Here is a 19,241-nt window from a genome sequence, read left to right as displayed (position 1 = left end):
TCAGGTAATAAAGAATGAATTACGTCGATAAACACGCTCTGGTACTTGGACTGGGTGAATCCGGTCTGGCGATGGCGCAGTGGCTGGTCTACTGCGGCGCGCGCGTGCGTGTGGCCGATACCCGCGAAGAGCAGGCCGTGGCCGAGCGCCTGGCCGTATTGCGCGCGGCATCGGCACAGAGCGAATTCATCGGCGGCAAGGCCCTGTCGGCGGAACTGCTCGACGGCATCGACTTCGTCGCCGTCAGCCCCGGCCTGGCGCCCGAGCGCGACCTGGCCGTGCTGTCCGCAGCAGCGGCAGAAAAGAATATCCCCCTGTGGGGCGAGATGGAATTGTTTGCGCAGGCGCTGGCGGCCTTGCGTGAAGAGCGCGCCTACGCGCCCAAGGTATTGGCCATCACCGGCACCAACGGCAAGACCACCGTCACCAGCCTGACCGGCATGCTGTGCCGTCGCGCCGGATTGACGACCAAGGTTGCGGGCAATATCAGCCCGGCGGCGCTGGATGTCTTGCGCGAAGCACTGATCGAAGATGCAGCCCACGCGATAGTGGTCGCCGCGCAAAGAGCCGAAGAAGCAGCGGCTGCGCAGGCCGAGGCGGAAGCAGCTGCGGTCATCGCCGAACAACAGGCGCAAGCACAGGCCGCAGCGCAGGCTGAAATCGACGCAGTAGCGGCGAAGGAAGCCGCCGCTGCACAAGCTGCCGCAGAAGAAGCCTCGCGCCAGCTGGAGCTGACCGAGCAAGCCGAGTCTGCCGAGCTTGATGCAGCATCGTCGGAGGCATCTGTCGAAGCATCGGATGACGCAGAACACGAGCAGCCGGCGCAAGCCGCGCACATGGGTCTGAACGACAGTCTGACAGTCGCCGTCGCCGTCGCCGCGCCGCAAGAAAGTGCCGACGGCTCGGAAGAGCATGTCGATGCATCGGCTTCGCAAGAACAGGCTGCTGAAACGAGTGTTGAAGAAACAAACGTCGACAGCGTCGCATCGCAAGATGCGGAAATCGACGAAGCGGAAGATATTGTTGTCGCCGCACAGACGTCGCTCCTTGACGAAGACGACAGCGCGCCACTGCAGCTCGAACTGCCGCCGCCGGAACCGGAGCGGGTGTACGAAGGCATCCTGCCGCAAGCCTGGGTGCTGGAGTTGTCGAGCTTCCAGCTGCACACGACTTACAGCTTGCAGGCCGACGCCGCCACCGTACTGAACATTACGCAAGACCATCTGGACTGGCACGGCAGCATGGACGCCTACGCCGCCGACAAGGCGCGGATTTTCGGCGACAAGACCGTGCGCGTGCTCAATCGCGACGATGCCGCCGTGATGGCGATGGCCGCGCCCGGCGCGACCGTATCGAGTTTCGGCCTGGATGAGCCGAAGAAGGCCGGCAGTTTCGGTCTGGTCGATGAAAACGGCATGCTGTGGCTGGCCGCCGCCGTCGCAGTCGAAGACGAAGAAAAGCCGGAAGGCCGCCGCCGCAAGAAGGATCCGAAGGAAGTCGTCGAGCAACCTTTCCTGCTCAAGCGCCTGATGCCGGTCGATGCGTTGAAGATCCGCGGTTTGCACAACGCCTCCAACGGGCTGGCGGCGCTGGCCTTGTGCCGTGCGGCCGATCTGCCGCTGGCGAACCTGTTGCACGGTCTGCGCGACTACACCGGCGAGCCGCATCGCGTCGAGCTGGTGATGACGATACGCGAGGTCGAATATTACGACGACAGCAAAGGCACCAATGTCGGCGCGACGGTTGCCGCATTGAACGGTCTCGGCCATGGCGGCAAGCCGAACCGCTTGTTGCTGATCGCCGGCGGCGAAGGCAAAGGCCAGGATTTCGCGCCATTGGCGGAGCCCTTGTCGAAGTACGGTCGCGCCGTGTTCCTGATCGGCCGCGATGCCGGCGCCATTCGTGCTGCGGTTGCAGACAGCGGCGTCGAGCTGATCGATTGCGCGACGTTGGAAGAGGCGGTTGAAAAGGCCTCCGAAATGGCGCAAGGCGGTGACGCCGTGCTGCTGTCGCCGGCCTGCGCCAGCTTCGACATGTTCCGCAACTACGAACACCGCGCCGAAGTATTTGTCGATGCAGTGCGTGAAGTCGCCCTGTCGCGCGGGGAGGTGATGTGATGAAACTGACCCTGCCTTCGATCACCGGCTGGTTCGGCGCCAAGGATGAGCCCGGCGTGCGCGGCAGTGCGCGCGCGAGCAGCAACAGCGGCAGCCTGAAGGGCATCAGCGGTATCGAGCAGCGTTCGCGCATGATGGAGTACGACCAGCCGCTGGTATGGGTGGTCTTGCTGCTGATGCTGTTCGGCATGGTCATGGTGTATTCGGCATCGATCGCGCTGCCCGACTCGCCCAAGTATGCGAATTACAAGACCTCGCATTTCCTGATCCGTCAGGCGATGTTCATCTGCGTATCGCTGGTGGTCGGCCTGATGGTGTTCCGCATCAAGATCGAGACCTGGCAAAAAATCGCGCCGTATCTGTTCGTGGTCACGCTGATCTTGCTGGCGATGGTGCTGGTGCCGGGCATCGGCAAGGGCGTCAACGGCGCCAAGCGCTGGCTGTCGTTTAAGGTGTTCAACTTGCAGCCGTCGGAGCTGATGAAGCTGTTCATTGTTCTGTACGCCGCCGATTACACGGTGCGCAAGCAGGCGGTGATGCACAAGCTGACCAAGGGATTTTTGCCGATGACGCTGGCGGTGGGCGTGGTCGGTTTGCTGCTGCTGCTGGAGCCTGACCTCGGCGCGTTCGGCGTGATTGTGTGTATCGCGATGGGCATCCTGTTCCTGGGCGGCATCAACGGCGTCTGGTTCGGCGGTATCGGCGCCACGCTGGTCGGGATTTTTTCGCTGGTGATCATCTTGTCGCCATGGCGGCGCGAACGGATTTTCGCGTACATGAATCCATGGGTGGAAGAAAACGCCCTGGGCAAGGCTTATCAGTTGTCGCATTCGCTGATCGCCTTCGGCCGCGGCGAGCTGTTCGGCGTGGGACTGGGCGGCAGCGTGGAAAAGCTGCACTACCTGCCGGAAGCGCATACCGACTTCCTGCTGGCGGTGATCGGCGAGGAGCTGGGTTTTGCCGGCGTGCTGGTGGTGGTCTTGCTGTTCTACTGGCTGATCAAGCATGCCTTCGAAATCGGCCGCCAGGCGATCGCGCTGGATCTGACCTTTGCAGGTCTGGTCGCCAAGGGCATCGGCATCTGGATCGGCGTGCAGGCCTTCATCAACATGGGCGTGAACCTCGGCCTGTTGCCGACCAAGGGTTTGACCTTGCCGCTGATGAGTTATGGCGGATCGGGCGTGCTGATCAATTGCGTCGGGCTGGCGATTCTGCTGCGTATCGATTACGAGAATCGCGTGCTGATGCGCGGAGGGCGGCTATGACTCCGACAGGCAAGCGTCTTCTAATCATGGCGGCGGGCACCGGCGGGCATATCTTCCCGGGCCTGGCGATTGCCGACACCATGCGCGCACGCGGCTGGCAAGTGTCCTGGCTGGGCACGACACACGGCATGGAGCGCGAGCTGGTGCCCAAGCATGGCGTCGAGATGGACTCCATCGTCTTCGCCGGTCTGCGCGGCAAAGGCCTGGCGCATACCGTCAAAGGCGTGTGGCGCTTGATCGCCAGCTTCGGTTCGTGCTTCCGCATCATCGGCAAGCGTAAGCCGGATGTGGTGCTGGGCATGGGCGGTTATGTAACGGTGCCGGGTGGCGCGATGGCGCGTTTGCGCGGCGTGCCGCTGGCGCTGGTGAATGCGGATGCGGCGTTGCTGCTGTCGAACAAGACCTTGACGCCACTGGCTGACAAGGTGCTGTTCGGCTTCCCGGCAGATTTCGGCAAGGCGGCCGGCAAGGCGGAAGTGACCGGCAATCCGGTGCGCAAGGAAATCATCGCCCTGGGCGAACCGGCGCCGCGTTATGCCGGCCATGGCGGTCCGTTGCGGATTCTGGTGGTCGGCGGCAGTCTGGGCGCCAAGGTATTGAATGAATGCGTGCCGGCGGCGCTGGCGAAATTGCCGCCGGACCAGCGTCCGCTGGTGACGCATCAGTCGGGCAAGCAACACATCGATGCCTTGCGCGCGGCGTATGCGCAGTCGGGCGTCGCGGCGGAAGTAGTGGATTTCATCGAGGACATGCCGCGCCGCTATGCGGATGCGGATCTGGTGATCTGCCGCGCCGGTGCGATCACCGTGTCGGAATTGACGGCGGCCGGTGTCGCCAGCGTGCTGGTGCCGCTGGTGGCGTCGACCACCTCGCATCAGCGCGACAACGCCAAATGGATGGCGCAAAGCAAGGCCGCAGTGCATCTGCCGCAGACCGGGTTGACCCCGGACAGCCTGGCGGCATTGCTGCAAACGTTGGATCGGCCTGCCTGCCTGAAGATGGCGCAGGCGGCGTATGAACAAGGCAGGCGCAACGCCAATGAGGCGATTGCGCAGGTGCTGGAAAGATTGGTAAAGCAATGAAACATCGGGTTAAAAATATTCACTTCGTCGGCATTGGCGGCTCTGGAATGAGCGGCATTGCCGAAGTCATGCTCAATCTGGGCTACGGCGTGTCCGGCTCGGATCTGGGCAGCAACGCGGCGACGCAGCGCCTGGCGCAACTGGGCGCGCGCATCCTCTACGGCCATGCGGCGGAGAACATCGACAACGCCGACGCCATCGTCACCTCGACTGCGGTCAAGGGCGACAATCCGGAAGTGCTGGCGGCGCGCAAGAAACACATTCCCATCGTGCCGCGTGCGGTGATGCTGGGCGAGCTGATGCGCCTGAAGCAGGGCATCGCGATCGCCGGCACGCACGGCAAGACCACTACCACCAGCCTGGTGGCGAGCGTGCTGGCGCAAGGCGGACTGGATCCGACCTTCGTGATCGGCGGTCGTCTGACCAGCGCGGGCGCCAATGCCAAGCTCGGTTCGGGAGATTTCATCGTAGCCGAAGCCGACGAGTCGGATGCTTCCTTCCTGAATCTGACGCCGGTGATCGAAGTCATCACGAACATCGATGCCGATCACATGGAAACCTACAACCACGATTTCGCCAAGCTCAAGCAGGCCTTCGTCGAGTTCACCCAGCGTTTGCCGTTCTACGGCGTCGCCGTGCTGTGCCTGGATGACCCGCACGTGCGCGAAATCATGCCGATGATTTCCAAACCTATCCTGACCTACGGTTTCCATGAAGATGCAGACATCCGCGCCATCGAAGCCAAGGCCGTCGACGGCAAGATGGAGTTCACCGTGATTCAGGACGGCTATGCGCCGATGCAGGTCAGCCTGAACCAGCCCGGCATGCACAACGTGCAGAACGCCTGCGCCGCCGTCGCGATTGCGCGCGAGCTGGACGTGGCCGATGCCGATACACAAAAGGCGCTGACCGAATTCAACGGTGTCGGCCGCCGCTTTACGCGCTACGGCGAAGTGCCGTTGTTCGATGCGGCGGGTAAGCCGGCCGGCTCGTTCACGCTGGTGGATGATTACGGCCACCATCCGGTCGAGACTGCTGCGACCATTTCCGCTGCGCGCGGCGCCTATCCGGGACGCCGTCTGGTGCTGGCGTTCCAGCCGCATCGCTACACCCGTACGCGCGATTTGTTTGAAGATTTCGTCAAGGTGTTGTCGACACCGGACGTGCTGGTGCTGGCCGAGGTGTATTCCGCCGGCGAGCAACCGATCGTGGCCGCCGACGGCCGTGCGCTGGCGCATGCGCTGCGCGTGGCAGGCAAGGTCGAGCCGGTGTTCGTCGAAGATATCGCCGACATGCCGACAACCATCCTCAACGTGGTGCGCGACGGCGATGTCGTCATGACCATGGGCGCAGGTTCGATCAGCGGCGTGCCGGCAAAACTGACGGCGCAATCCGTGGATGCGCAAGGGCAGGGGGCATGATGACGGACTCGAACATGGCCAAACAATTCGGCAAAGTCGGCGTGCTGTTCGGCGGCCGTTCCGCCGAGCGCGAAGTGTCGCTGATGTCCGGCGCCGGCGTGTTGAAGGCGCTGCGCAGCAAGGGCGTCGACGCGCATCCCTTCGATCCGGCTGAGCGCAGCCTGGCCGAACTGGCGGCAGAGAAATTCGATCGCGTTTTCATCGCGCTGCACGGCCGCTACGGCGAAGACGGCACGCTGCAAGGCGCGCTGGAACAACTCGGCATTCCGTACACAGGCCCAGGCGTGATGGCGTCCTCGATTGCGATGGACAAGGTCATGACCAAGCGCATCTGGATCGGCCACGACTTGCCGACGCCGCGCTTCATCGTGCTCGACAGCGCCGCGACGCCGCGCGAAGAGTTGCGCCAGGTGCCGGACGTGCTCGGTTTGCCGTTGATGCTGAAGGCGCCGCACGAAGGCTCGACCATCGGCATCGCCAAGGTGTCGGGATATTCCGACATGCAGGAAGCGTTCAATCTGTGCGCCAAATATGACGCCGCCGTGCTGGCGGAAGAATTCGTCACCGGCCGCGAGCTGACGGTGCCGGTGCTGGGCAAGGGACGTGATGCAAAAGCCTATCCGGTGATCGAGATCCGCGCGCCGGAAGGCAATTACGACTATCAGCACAAGTATTTCACCGACGACACCAAGTACCTGTGCCCGGCGCCGATCGACGAAGCGCTGACGCAGCGCGTGCAGGATCTGGCGGTAAAGGCTTATAACGCGCTAGGTTGCCGCGGCTGGTCGCGCGTCGACTTCATGCTGCGGGCCTCGGACAATGAGCCGTTCCTGCTGGAGATCAATACCTCGCCGGGCATGACCGGCCATTCGCTGGTGCCGATGTCGGCCAAGCAGGCCGGCATGAGCTATGAAGATTTGTGCTGCGAGATTTTGCAGTCCGCAGCGCTGGACCTGCAACCGTCCGATGCGTGGAAGCCGCATGCGTCGGCGGATGCCGGCAACACGACGGATAAAGGCTAAGGCGCAACCATGTGGCAAGACGTCAAAATGCTCAACGCAATCACCAACGCCCTGCTGGCGCTGGTGCTGCTGGCATTGCTGGCGTCCGGCCTGTGGTGGCTGGCGCAGCGGCCGATGTTTACGCTCAAGACGATACGCGTCGAAGGCGTGGCGCAGGAGCAGTTGCGCCGCGTGAATCCGCTGACGATACGCGCCAGCGCGGTGCCGCGCATCAAGGGCAATTTTTTTACTGCCGATCTGGACGCGGTGCGCGGTGCGTTCGAATCGGTGCCATGGGTGCGTAAAGCCATGGTGCGTCGCGAATGGCCGAACAAGCTGATCGTGACGATAGAAGAACATCGCGCGCTCGGCACCTGGGGTGATGACGGGCGTCTGCTGTCGGTCAAGGGCGATGTGTTTACGGCCAATCTGGCGGAGGCGGAAGACGACGGCGACTTGCTGGAGTTCGACGGGCCGGACGGCAGCGAGAAGGAAGTGGTGGCGCGTTTCGATCAGTTCCGCGACTGGCTGGCGCCGATCAAGGTGACGCCGGAAGCCGTGGCCTTGTCGAACCGTTATGCCTGGACCGTCAAGCTCGACAACGGCATCACGGTCGAACTGGGGCGTGCCGAAAGCGATGCCACGCTGAAGGAAAGAATTGCCAGGCTGGTATCCGTCTATCCGCAGCTGATGGACCGCCTGCAGGGGAAGAAAATTGAAAATGTCGACATGCGCTATCCGAACGGCCTGGCGTTGAAGGCGGATGGATTGGTACTGGCTGCATTGAACGGAAAGAAAAAATAAGCGGAACGATATGACAAAAGACGCAAAAAACCTGATCGTCGGTCTCGACATCGGCACCTCCAAGGTGGTGGCCGTGGTGGCGGAAGTATTGCAGGACGGACGCCACGAAGTGATCGGCCTGGGCCAGTCCGAATCCAAGGGATTGAAGAAGGGCGTGGTGGTCAACATCGAAGCCACGGTCGAATCGATCCAGCGGGCGCTGGAAGAGGCCGAGCTGATGGCCGATTGCAAGATTCGCAATGTCTACACCGGCATCGCGGGCAGCCATATCCGCAGCTTCAATTCGAGCGGCATGGTGGCGATCAAGGACAAGGAAGTCAGCGCCGCCGACGTGTCGCGCGTTATCGAAACCGCCAAGGCCGTCAACATCCCGACCGACCAGCAATTGCTGCATACCGTGCCGCAGGAATTCATCGTCGACAATCAGGAAGATGTGCGTGAACCAATCGGCATGAGCGGCATCCGACTCGAGGTAAAAGTACACATCGTGACCGGCGCCGTCTCTGCAGTGCAGAACATTGTGAAATGCGTGCGCCGCTGCGGCCTGGAAGTGTCGGATCTGATCCTGCAGCCGATGGCTTCGGCCGATTCCGTGCTGACGCCGGACGAGCGCGAACTGGGCGTGGTGCTGGTCGATATCGGCGGCGGCACGACCGATGTGGCGGTGTTTACCGAAGGCGCGATTCGCCATACCGCCGTGATCCCGATCGCCGGCGACCAGATCACCAACGACATCGCGATGGCCTTGCGCACGCCGACGCTGGAGGCGGAAGAAATCAAGCTGCGCTACGGCGTGGCCAAGCAGATCCTGGCGGATCCGACCGAGACGCTGGAAGTGCCGGGGCTGGGCGACCGCAATCCGCGCACCCTGTCGCGCCAGGCGCTGGCGGCCGTGATCGAACCGCGCGTCGAAGAATTGTTTGCATTGGTGCATCAGGTGGTGCGCGAGTCGGGTTACGAAGAGGTGCTGTCGTCGGGCATCGTCCTCACCGGCGGCTCCGCGATGATGCCGGGGATGATTGAGCTGGCAGAGGACATCTTCCTCAAGCCGGCCCGACTGGGGACGCCGGAATATAGCGGCCAACTGGCTGATGTGGTGCGCAGCCCACGCTATTCGACGGTTTTGGGGTTGTTGTTGGAAGCGAAAAAGCAATATCTGCGCGGGTACATCGTCACCCGACAGGAAGGTTCGGTAAAGGCAATCTGGCAGCGCATGAAGGAATGGTTTTTAGGCAATTTTTAAGCAGTCGCGTTATTTATTTTTTAGTCATTCAGTTCTTCGGATCAGCAACACGCAGTTCTCAGTTGCTAGTCGTCACACCGCGTGATGCCTATCAACTGCAAGCTGCACATACATATATTTAAGGAGTCATCATGGAAATAGATATGCTCGACAACGCCACTCTCGGCACGATCATCAAGGTCGTGGGCGTGGGCGGTGCAGGCGGCAACGCGGTGCAGCACATGATCAACAAGGGCGTGTCCGGCGTTGAATTCATTGCAGCCAATACCGATGCGCAAGCATTGAAGATGTCGAAGGCCGACAACGTCATCCAGATCGGCGAAACCGGTCTGGGCGCAGGCATGCAGCCGCAGGTCGGCCGCCGTCTGGCCGAAGAAACCCGCTCGCGCATCGAAGATGCGCTGCGCGGCGCGCACATGGTGTTCATCGCCGCAGGCATGGGCGGCGGCACCGGCACCGGCGCTGCGCCGGTGGTGGCGGAAGTCGCCAAGTCGCTGGGCGCGCTGACCGTTGCCGTGGTCTCCAAGCCGTTCTCGTACGAAGGCCAGAAGTGCATGGACATCGCCGACCAGGGTCTGGAAGAACTGGCGCAGCATGTCGATTCGCTGATCATCATCCTGAACGAAAAGCTGGAAGAGATCTACGAAGACGACAGCATGATCGAATGGCTGGGTCATGCTGACGACGTGCTCAACAACGCCGTCGCCGGTATCGCTGAAATCATCAACGTGCCGGGCCATATCAACGTCGACTTCAACGACGTCAAGACCATCATGGGCGAGCAAGGCAAGGCCATGATGGGTACGGCGACCGCTTCCGGCGTGGATCGCGCCCGTGTTGCGGCAGAGCAGGCAGTGGCATCGCCGCTGCTCGACGGTATCGACCTGTCCGGCGCGCGCGGCGTGCTGGTCAACGTGACCGCCAGCCGCAACCTGAAGGGTAAGGAAATCAAGGAAGTCATGGCAACCGTGCGCGCTTTCGCCGCTCCCGATGCATCGATCGCGCAAGGTATCGCGTACGACGACGGCATGGGCGACGACATCCGCGTGACTGTCGTGGCAACCGGTCTGGGCCGCAGCCGCAAGTCGGTGCAGCTGGTGCAGACGCCGATGCTGCGCACCGGTACGCACAACGAACCGATGATGGCCGGCACCGGCACGATGAACAACGGCACCAACGGCGGCGCGCAAACCGGCGCAGCTTTCGGCGGCATGAAGGCGCCGGCGGTATGGCGTCGCGAGTCGGCTTCCGACACCGTGCGCGCGCTGGAAAAGAATGGCATGGAAACTTATGACATTCCGGCTTTCCTGCGCAAACAAGCGGACTAAGTAGTTAAGTAACACCCGGCCTGGGTTGCTCGTCTGGTTCGACCGGCAGCAACCCGTGTCATAAACAGGCATACTATCGCCTGCGCGCCGCGCCTTTGTGCGCGGCGTTTTTTTGTCTGGCGGTATGGATGGCGCAGACACCGCATTCCCGAATTATCGAATTACTCACAAGAAGGAAATCATCATGACCATTAAAGTTGGCGATCGCCTGCCGGAAGGCGCACTGGCTGAATTCATCGAGACCGAAACCGAAGGTTGCTCGCTCGGCCCGAACACATTCAAGGTATCCGATCTGGTCAAGGGCAAGAAAATCGCCTTGTTTGCATTGCCGGGCGCCTTCACCCCGACCTGTTCCGCCAAGCACGTGCCGGGCTACATCCAGCACGCGGCTGAGTTCAAGGCCAAGGGCGTGGATGAAATCTGGTGCATCTCGGTCAACGACGCCTTCGTGATGGGCGCATGGGGCCGCGATCAAAAGGCGACCGGCGTCGTGCGCATGCTGGCTGACGGCAGCGCCACTTTCACCAAGGCGGTTGGCCTGGAATTCGACCTGACCGAAAAGGGCATGGGCGTGCGTTCGCAGCGTTATTCGATGCTGCTCGAAGACGGCGTGATCAAGCAACTGAACCTGGAAGCGCCGGGCAAGTTCGAAGTGTCCAACGCAGAAACGCTGCTGGGTCAGCTCGGCTGAGCTGCCTGATTCGGATGGCCCGGTCTCCGACCGAGCCATGCCGGAAGAGTGCGGAAAGAAGCGCGGAAGACGGTCCGAAAGGGCTGTTTCCGCGCTTTTTACCTTCTTTTGCAGTGCGGGAACTTTTTGCAACAGTCCGCACGCCGGCAGCAGGCCGGATGGCATCTTGGCTATAATGGCGGGATGTTAAAACAGCGCACCATTAAAAATATCGTCCAGACCGTCGGCGTCGGTTTACATTCCGGCACCAAGGTGGAGCTGACCCTGCGTCCGGCCGCCATCGATACCGGCATCATCTTCCGTCGCGTCGATCTCGATCCTGTCGTGGAATTTCCTGCGTCGGCCACCGGCGTGGGGGACACCCGCATGGCCTCGGTGCTGTCGAAAGACGGTGCGCGCGTCTCGACCGTGGAACATCTGCTGTCGGCTTGCGCCGGCCTCGGCATCGACAATCTGTACATCGACCTGACTGCCGAAGAAATTCCCATCATGGACGGTTCGGCATCGTCGTTTGTGTTCCTGCTGCAGCAAGCGGGTTTGCAAGAGCAAAACTCGCCGAAGAAATTCATCCGCGTCACTAAGCCGGTGGAAGTGCGCGAAGGCCAGGGCGACAAAGAGAAGTGGGCGCGCCTGGAGCCGTACAACGGTTTCAAGCTGAAGTTCTTCATCGAATTCAATCATCCGGCCGTCGACGGCACCGGCCAGACGGCGGAAGTCGATTTCGCCATTGAGTCCTACGTCAAGGAAATCGCGCGTGCGCGCACCTTCGGCTTCATGCAGGATGTGGAAACCTTGCGCGGCATGGGTCTGGCGCGCGGCGGCTCGTTCGAGAACGCCATCGTGATGGACGAATACCGTATCCTCAACGCGGACGGCCTGCGCTACGACAACGAATTCGTGCGGCACAAGATCCTCGACGCTATCGGCGACCTGTACCTGATCGGCCATCCGCTGCTGGCCAGCTACAATGCCCACAAATCCGGCCACGGCATGAACAACCAGTTGTTGCGCGCCTTGCTGGATCAGCCGGACGCCTACGAGATTGTGACTTTTGACACGCTGGAATCGGCCCCGCAGACTTACGTGATGCAGGCCAAGCAGGAGTGGGCGCTGAATTAAGCGCCGCATTTCAACATTGCAGTAGCGAGTCTGGCAGCGGGAGTCGCAAGCCCGTGAATCAGTCCGGTATTTACCCGATACATTCGTCTCTGCCGCACTCGCTGCGGCGGGCGACTCCGGCGAACTCCCCTTTCGCCAGAGCAAGAACAAGGCCGGGTTTCTTTTTGTACTCTTTCTATTTGACGCCGGTATTGCGGCGTACCATGTTCGCCAGTGCAGTCTTGAGCGCCTGATTCTGCTTTGAATCTTCCAGTGCGTCGTTCAGTTCTGCAAACGACGACACAGCCAGGCTGGGCAAAATGAGCACCCGGCGTTCGACCGGCGGAACGACATAGCTTTTGCCAACTTGTACTTTGATCCGGATTGCATTAACCTGCCATCCATCTTTTAGCAGACGTTCTTGCAACTTCGGCAATTGTTGCTTGAGCTTCGCGGCCAGCGCCGCATTGGGCATGCTCAGCACCAGCTGACCGCCTTCGAAGTTCATGACGTCGCACGATTTGAAAATAGCCGGCAGAATCGCGGCGCAGCTTTTTTGCAGCGCCGACATACGGGTAATAGCGGGCAACAAGCTTGCCATCGCATTATCCGACTGCAGAAAATCTGTCGCGTCCCGGGGCTTGCGCTTGAGCTGCGCAGCCGAAGGACCACGGCGATAAGGGGTAAATGTGGAGGGATACTTCATCTTTAAACCTTATCACATCTCCTCCTTAGCCGAGGAGAGTCAAAGGAGTAAAGATGCAAATTATCCTGCTGCACCCGCGCTTTACGCGCGCACGGTCAGTCACGCTGACTTCCAAACACGTTGTGGCGGTGCTGCTTTTTCTGGTGATCAGTATTGCGCTTGCCGCGGCGGCGCTGTCTTATCTCGTTCTGCGCAACGCGGCCGACGGCGAAAGCTCGCCGATGCTGCACAAGCTGCTGGTGTCGATGACGCAGCAGGAAGATGATCGCAAGGACAAATACCTCAAGGAAAACCTCGCCGTCATGGCGGTCAAGCTGGGCGAGATGCAGGCGCAGCTGATGCGTCTCGATGCGCTTGGCGAGCGCGTGCAGGGCCTGGCCGGCGTGCGTCCGGAAGAATTCAACTTCAAGGAAAAACCGGGTCGCGGCGGCATGGAAGTCTCGTCCATCGGCGGCGCAGGACAAGAGCTGGGCATGAGCGAGCTGCAAAAGATGCTGGATGCGCTGGCGGTCGATGTCGGGCATCGTTCCGACTACATGAATGCGGTGGAATCCACGCTCATGGCCGACAAGATCAAGTCGCGCCTGCTGCCGACCAATCCGCCGGTCAATGTGGCCTACAACTCATCGAGCTTCGGCTGGCGTCTGGATCCTTTCACCGGGCACAACGCTTTTCATGAAGGCTTGGATTTTCCCGCCTCCACCGGCACGCCCATCGTCGCAGCGGCGGCCGGCGTGGTGATCGCCGCCGAATACCATTATCAGTTCGGCAACATGCTGGAAATCGATCACGGCAATGACCTCATCACACGCTATGCGCATGCCTCGCAGCTGTACGTGAAAGTCGGCGACATCGTCAAGCGCGGCCAGCACGTGGCCGACATCGGCACCACCGGACGCTCGACCGGCCCGCACCTGCATTTCGAGGTGCGCATCCGCGGCGTGGCGCAGGATCCGCGCAAATTCCTGGCGCTGGGCAGCCCGGGCGGCGGCCCCAAAGCGGCGCCGGTCTTCGTCGCCGGGCACTGATCGCTGACAAAGCGTCCCTCTTGCCGGCCGGAATCCGTCGGCGATATTGAATCTTTAAGGCATAGCCCAATCTATTGACAGTATTTGAGCGGAAATGCCGGTCTGTCGCACGGCGTCGATGTTTCGATTATTGCCTTGAAGAAGTTTTTTGCCGATCAGTGACGACGGCAGGAATGCCTCCTCATGCATGCACCCCGCGGGAACACTGAAGCAGGGCGCTTGCATGCTAAAATCCAAGGTTTATTGGCCTCATTCCGGTTCCGTGCGGGCAAAACTGCCGCGCAGAGTCATTTTTCGGCGCTTTTTTAGAATCCAAGCATGTCATTACTGACCCAGATTTTCGGTAGCCGCAATCAGCGGTTGCTCAAACAATATCAAAAAATTGTCCGTCAAATCAATGCACTCGAGGCGGACATCGAGAAACTGTCGGATGCAGAGCTGCAAGCCAAGACGCCGGAATTCAAGCAACGCGTGGCCAACGGCACCAAGCTTGACGACATCCTGCCGGAAGCTTTCGCGGTCTGCCGCGAGGCCAGCAAGCGCGTGCTCAAGATGCGCCACTTCGATGTCCAGCTGATCGGCGGCATGGTGCTGCACTTCGGCAAGATCGCCGAAATGCGCACCGGCGAAGGCAAAACCCTGATGGCAACCCTGCCGGCCTACCTCAATGCCTTGTCGGGCAAGGGCGTGCACGTGGTGACCGTCAACGATTACCTGGCACAGCGCGATGCCGAATGGATGGGCAAGCTGTACGGCTGGCTGGGCCTGACGACCGGCATCAACCTGTCGCAGATGGAGCACGACCTCAAGCAGGGCGCCTACGCTTCCGACATCACCTACGGCACCAACAACGAATTCGGTTTCGACTACCTGCGCGACAACATGGTGTTCGACGCCGGCGATCGCGTGCAACGCGGCCTCAATTTTGCGATCGTCGATGAAGTCGACTCGATCCTGATCGATGAAGCGCGCACCCCGCTGATCATTTCCGGCCAGGCCGAAAACCACACCGACCTGTACCACAAGATCAATGAAGTGCCGCCGCTGCTGACGCTGCAAATCGGCGAAGAAACGCCCGACGGCAAAGGCAAGGTCGAAGTCCCGGGCGATTACACCAAGGACGAAAAAGGCCATCAGGTTCTGCTGACCGAAGCCGGTCACGAACACGCCGAACAAATCCTGACCAGCATGGGCTTGCTGCCGGAAGGCGCTTCGCTGTACGACGCCTCCAACATCTCGCTGGTGCATCACCTGTACGCGGCCCTGCGCGCCCACACGCTGTATCACAAGGATCAGCAATACGTGGTGCAAAACGGCGAAGTCGTGATCGTCGACGAATTCACCGGCCGTCTGATGACGGGCCGCCGCTGGTCCGACGGTCTGCATCAGGCCGTCGAAGCCAAGGAAAAGGTCAAGATCCAGAACGAGAACCAGACGCTGGCCTCGATCACCTTCCAGAACTACTTCCGCATGTACGGCAAGCTGTCCGGCATGACCGGTACGGCCGATACCGAAGCCTACGAATTCCAGGAAATCTACAGCCTGGAAACCGTGGTGATTCCGCCGAACCGTCCGAGCGCACGCAAAGACCGCCAGGATCAGGTCTACAAGACATCGCAAGAGAAATACATGGCGATGGTCAAGGATATCCAGGATTGCTACGACCGCGGCCAGCCGGTGCTGGTCGGCACCACCTCGATCGAAAACTCCGAGCTGCTGTCGGGTATCCTGAACCAGGCCAAGCTGCCGCATAACGTCCTCAACGCCAAGCAGCACGCGCGCGAAGCGGAAATCATTGCGCAGGCCGGCCGTCCGAAGATGATCACCATCGCCACCAACATGGCCGGTCGCGGTACCGACATCGTGCTGGGCGGCAATGTCGAGAAGCAAATCCAGATTATCGAAGCCGATGCGTCTTTGTCGGATGCCGACAAGGCGGCGCAAGCGCAGAAGCTGCATGACGAATGGCAATCGCTGCACGACCACGTGGTCGGCGCCGGCGGTCTGCACATCATCGGCACCGAGCGTCACGAATCCCGCCGCGTCGACAATCAACTGCGCGGCCGTTCCGGTCGCCAGGGCGATCCGGGCTCGTCGCGTTTCTATCTGTCGCTGGACGACGCGCTGCTGCGCATCTTCGCCGGCGACCGCGTGCGCGCCATCATGGACCGTCTGAAGATGCCGGAAGGCGAGCCGATCGAAGCCGGTATCGTCACCCGCTCGATCGAATCGGCGCAGCGCAAGGTGGAAGCGCGCAACTTCGACATCCGCAAGCAATTGCTGGAATACGACGACGTCGCCAACGATCAGCGCAAGGTCATCTATCAGCAACGCAACGAGTTGCTGGAATCGGCCGAAATGGCGGAAATGATCACCTCGCTGCGCGAAGGCGTGTTCACCGAAGCCTTCCGCACCCACGTGCCGGAAGAGTCGGTCGAAGAGCAATGGGACATCCCGGCGCTGGAAGCCGCACTGAGCAACGAATGGCAACTGGCCGTGCCGCTGACCAGCATTCTGGAAGCCGAGCCCAACCTGACCGACGAAGAGCTGCTGGAGCGCGTCTTGTCCGCTGCGGCAACGACGTACACCGCCAAGGTGGATGTGGTCGGCACGGAAGCCTTCAGCGGCTTCGAGCGCAGCGTCATGCTGCAAAGCATCGACAGCCACTGGCGCGAACACCTGGCCGCTCTGGATCATCTGCGCCAGGGCATCCACCTGCGCGGCTATGCACAGAAAAATCCGAAGCAGGAATACAAGCGCGAAGCCTTTGAGCTGTTTGCCCAGATGCTCGACCTGATCAAGAACGAAGTGATCAAGATCGTCATGACCGTGCGAATCCAGAGCCGCGAAGAAATCGAAGCAGCGGAAGAAAACCTCGGCCAGTCGCATGTCGAAAACCTGCACTACCAGCACGCCGACTTCGACGCCGATGCAGCGCCGGAAGAATTGCTGGCGCCGACGGCCAACCCGGACAGCAACGACGGCAGCAGTGAACAGCCGCTGGTCAACGGTCTGCCGAAGGTCGGCCGCAACGATCCATGCCCATGCGGCAGCGGCAAGAAATACAAGCAGTGCCACGGCAAGCTGGTTTAAGCATCGTGTTATTCGCTTAAGCGCATCGCTTGACGAAAGCCGCTCTCACTATGAGAGCGGCTTTTTACTTTCAGCCGTGCGCCGCAAGCAAGAAGTAAGCGGCAACAAAAATAGGAAGAGCGCCATCATGTTTTCATTCCCGTTCACCCGAAGTGCACTGCGCGGCATTGGCCGCACCGTTGCCACGAGCGCCGTGCTGGCGCTGACCGCTTGCAGCAGCACGCCGGTTACGCCGTCGCCGTCGGCAACAAATTCTGCGGCTGCGCCGGTCGTGCAGCGGGAATTGCCACACCGTGCCGCCTTGCTGGCCGTCGCCAAAACCGAGTGGGATTTCTTCGACCGTCAGCAGATCGACATGCGCAGCGAGGTGCTTAATGCACCGCGCCTGGGTTTGCTGGAAGACGAGGGTGAAGCCGTGCAGCGCATCGGCTTGTACTGGCAGGCGGTCGGCAAGAACTACACCGGTGCCGATACGCAGCAAGCCTGGTCGGCGGCATTCATTTCTTATCTGATGCAGACGGCGGGCGTGTCGCCGGACGACTTCCTGGTCAGCGACGTGCATTTCAATTACCTGAGCTTCCTCAAGGCGCGTCAGAGCCTGCCGGCGCCCTTGTTCGTCCTGCGTCCCGCCGCCAGCGAGCCGATTGCGCCGGGCGATCTGATCTGCGCGCCGCGCGACAGCAATCAGGCGGCGACGCTGGACGATATCCGTCCGGGTCTGCCGGGACATTGCGACCTGGTCTATGAAATCCACCCGGAACAAGGCTGGGCCGGCGTGATCGGCGGCAATGTTTTCAATTCGGTGTCGGAATCGCTGATTCCGATCGAGGCTCATGCCCGGCTGCTGCCGCTGGCGCGCCGGCCGTGGTTTGTCGTGGTCAAAAATCTGATGCCGTAAAAAACATTCCTGTCACGCACTCCGTTTACAATATCGCTCTCCGTGATCGTCGGCTTCGCGCATTCCAGCTATTCCGCGCCGCTGCGATTTCCTCTTACCTTCAACGCAGACTAGACAACCATGGCCGTCAATTCTCCTCTTCCCGTTTCCGCTGATCTGAAACCTGTTGCCGGCATCGAGCTGGGTTACGCCGAAGCCGGCGTGCGCAAAGCCAATCGCAAGGACTTGCTGGTCATGAAACTGGCGCCGACGGCCACCGTGGCCGGCGTGTTCACGCTCAATCGCTTCTGCGCCGCGCCGGTACAAATTTGCAAGACCCATCTGGCCCAGGTCAGCGACGCCGCACCCGGGTTGCCAATTCGCGCACTGGTGATCAACACCGGCAACGCCAACGCCGGCACCGGCGAAGAAGGCTTGGCGCGCGCCAACGAGACCTGTACCGAACTGGCCGGCCTGCTCGGCGTCAAGCCTGAGCAGATCCTGCCGTTTTCCACCGGGGTGATTCTGGAACCGCTGCCGGTTGACCGCATCAAGGCCGGCCTGCCAGCCGCCATCGGCAACCTGAAGGCCGACAACTGGTTCAATGCGGCCGAGTCCATCATGACCACCGACACCCAACCCAAGGCTGCGTCGCGCACGCTGACCATCGCCGGCAAGCAAGTCGTCATGACCGGGATCAGCAAGGGCGCCGGCATGATCAAGCCGAACATGGCGACCATGCTGGGCTACCTGGCGTTCGACGCCAAGGTGCCGCAAGCGCTGCTCAATCAGATGGTCAAGGACGCTGCGGATCAATCCTTCAACTGCATCACCATCGACGGCGACACCTCGACCAACGACTCCTTCATGCTGATCGCCACCGGCGCCGGCGAGCTGGAGATCACCAGCGCCGACAGCGCCGAGTACAAGGAACTGGCCGCCGCCGTCAACGCGCTGTCGCAGAACCTTGCGCACCAGATCATCCGTGACGGTGAAGGCGCCACCAAGTTTATCGAAATCACCGTGGAAGACGGCAAGAACGTCGAAGAATGCCGCAAGATCGCCTACTCCATCGGCCACTCGCCGCTGGTCAAGACAGCGTTTTTCGCTTCCGATCCGAATCTGGGTCGTATCCTGGCCGCCATCGGTTACGCCGGCGTGGACGATCTGGACGTGTCGAAGCTGAATCTGTATCTGGACGATGTCTGGGTCGCCAAGAACGGCGGGCGCAATCCGGATTACAAGGAAGAGGACGGTCAGCGCGTCATGAAGAAGAGCGAGATCGTGGTGCGCGTGAAGCTGGCGCGCGGCACGGCCAAGGCGTCGGTGTGGACTTGTGACCTTTCCCACGAGTACGTCACCATCAACGCCGACTACCGCTCCTGAATTGCTTCATAAGCTACTGCGCGACTCAATCTCGGCGCTGTGATGCTCGCCGTACTCAAGTACGGCTGCGCTTCTCGCACCGACCTTGAGCCGCTCGCTAC

The 19,241-nt window shown here is 61.1% G+C and carries 15 protein-coding genes; 14 read left to right on the top strand and 1 reads right to left on the bottom strand.

The window, feature by feature from the left end; genetic code table 11:
* Positions 1-14: 14 nt before the first annotated feature.
* The 10 genes from murD to lpxC all read left to right on the top strand — a co-directional run bounded on the left by murD (position 15) and on the right by lpxC (position 12,071).
* Positions 15-2,117 (top strand): UDP-N-acetylmuramoyl-L-alanine--D-glutamate ligase, encoded by a 2,103-nt coding sequence (gene murD / locus AKL25_RS17815; RefSeq protein WP_050479048.1) that lies wholly within the window; start codon positions 15-17, stop codon positions 2,115-2,117.
* Positions 2,117-3,382, top strand: coding sequence for a putative lipid II flippase FtsW (gene ftsW, locus AKL25_RS17810; RefSeq protein WP_050479047.1), 1,266 nt, complete (start codon positions 2,117-2,119; stop codon positions 3,380-3,382). Before murD ends, ftsW begins: the two co-directional genes overlap by 1 nt.
* On the top strand, positions 3,379-4,464 hold the full coding sequence (gene murG, locus AKL25_RS17805) for an undecaprenyldiphospho-muramoylpentapeptide beta-N-acetylglucosaminyltransferase (RefSeq protein WP_050479046.1): 1,086 nt from the start codon (positions 3,379-3,381) through the stop codon (positions 4,462-4,464). The genes ftsW and murG overlap by 4 nt, the downstream gene beginning before the upstream one ends.
* Positions 4,461-5,885, top strand: coding sequence for a UDP-N-acetylmuramate--L-alanine ligase (gene murC / locus AKL25_RS17800; protein ID WP_050479045.1), 1,425 nt, complete (start codon positions 4,461-4,463; stop codon positions 5,883-5,885). The genes murG and murC overlap by 4 nt, the downstream gene beginning before the upstream one ends.
* A 14-nt stretch (positions 5,886-5,899) precedes the next feature.
* Positions 5,900-6,907 carry a D-alanine--D-alanine ligase gene (locus AKL25_RS17795; protein ID WP_240475787.1) on the top strand — a complete coding sequence of 336 codons (1,008 nt, stop codon included), beginning with the start codon at positions 5,900-5,902 and terminating at the stop codon, positions 6,905-6,907.
* Positions 6,908-6,916: 9 nt separating this feature from the next.
* Positions 6,917-7,690 carry a cell division protein FtsQ/DivIB gene (locus AKL25_RS17790; protein WP_050479044.1) on the top strand — a complete coding sequence of 258 codons (774 nt, stop codon included), beginning with the start codon at positions 6,917-6,919 and terminating at the stop codon, positions 7,688-7,690.
* A 10-nt stretch (positions 7,691-7,700) separates the two neighbouring features.
* A complete protein-coding gene (ftsA, locus tag AKL25_RS17785) occupies positions 7,701-8,933 on the top strand; it encodes a cell division protein FtsA (RefSeq protein ID WP_007878109.1) in 1,233 nt (410 codons plus the stop codon).
* Positions 8,934-9,064: 131 nt separating this feature from the next.
* A complete protein-coding gene (gene ftsZ, locus AKL25_RS17780) occupies positions 9,065-10,261 on the top strand; it encodes a cell division protein FtsZ (protein ID WP_050479043.1) in 1,197 nt (398 codons plus the stop codon).
* A 184-nt stretch (positions 10,262-10,445) separates the two neighbouring features.
* A complete protein-coding gene (locus AKL25_RS17775; RefSeq protein WP_050479042.1) occupies positions 10,446-10,952 on the top strand; it encodes a peroxiredoxin in 507 nt (168 codons plus the stop codon).
* Between the two features lie 183 nt (positions 10,953-11,135).
* Positions 11,136-12,071, top strand: a complete 936-nt coding sequence (gene lpxC / locus AKL25_RS17770) for a UDP-3-O-acyl-N-acetylglucosamine deacetylase (protein ID WP_050479041.1) — start codon at positions 11,136-11,138, stop codon at positions 12,069-12,071.
* Positions 12,072-12,246: 175 nt separating this feature from the next.
* On the opposite strand, the gene AKL25_RS17765 is transcribed toward lpxC, so the two are convergent.
* Positions 12,247-12,756 carry a DciA family protein gene (locus AKL25_RS17765; RefSeq protein WP_050479040.1) on the bottom strand — a complete coding sequence of 170 codons (510 nt, stop codon included), beginning with the start codon at positions 12,754-12,756 and terminating at the stop codon, positions 12,247-12,249.
* A gap of 53 nt (positions 12,757-12,809) precedes the next feature.
* Between AKL25_RS17765 and AKL25_RS17760 the strand changes: the two genes are divergently transcribed.
* The 4 genes from AKL25_RS17760 to argJ all read left to right on the top strand — a co-directional run bounded on the left by AKL25_RS17760 (position 12,810) and on the right by argJ (position 19,140).
* On the top strand, positions 12,810-13,784 hold the full coding sequence (locus AKL25_RS17760) for a M23 family metallopeptidase (protein ID WP_050479039.1): 975 nt from the start codon (positions 12,810-12,812) through the stop codon (positions 13,782-13,784).
* 318 nt (positions 13,785-14,102) lie between these two features.
* Complete coding sequence (secA, locus tag AKL25_RS17755; protein WP_050479038.1) at positions 14,103-16,877, top strand: preprotein translocase subunit SecA; 2,775 nt, start codon at positions 14,103-14,105, stop codon at positions 16,875-16,877.
* Between the two features lie 127 nt (positions 16,878-17,004).
* Entirely contained in the window at positions 17,005-17,775 is a 771-nt protein-coding gene (locus AKL25_RS17750; RefSeq protein WP_050479091.1) for a DUF2272 domain-containing protein, read from the top strand.
* Positions 17,776-17,895: 120 nt separating this feature from the next.
* Positions 17,896-19,140, top strand: a complete 1,245-nt coding sequence (argJ, locus tag AKL25_RS17745; RefSeq protein WP_050479037.1) for a bifunctional glutamate N-acetyltransferase/amino-acid acetyltransferase ArgJ — start codon at positions 17,896-17,898, stop codon at positions 19,138-19,140.
* The last annotated feature ends 101 nt before the right edge of the window (positions 19,141-19,241 follow it).

Origin of the sequence: Herbaspirillum rhizosphaerae (genome assembly GCF_001189965.1) — a bacterium.
GTDB lineage: Bacteria > Pseudomonadota > Gammaproteobacteria > Burkholderiales > Burkholderiaceae_D > Herbaspirillum > Herbaspirillum rhizosphaerae.
The sequence above is the reverse complement of the archived record's forward strand: the minus strand, read 5'-3'. Positions and strand labels throughout refer to the sequence as shown.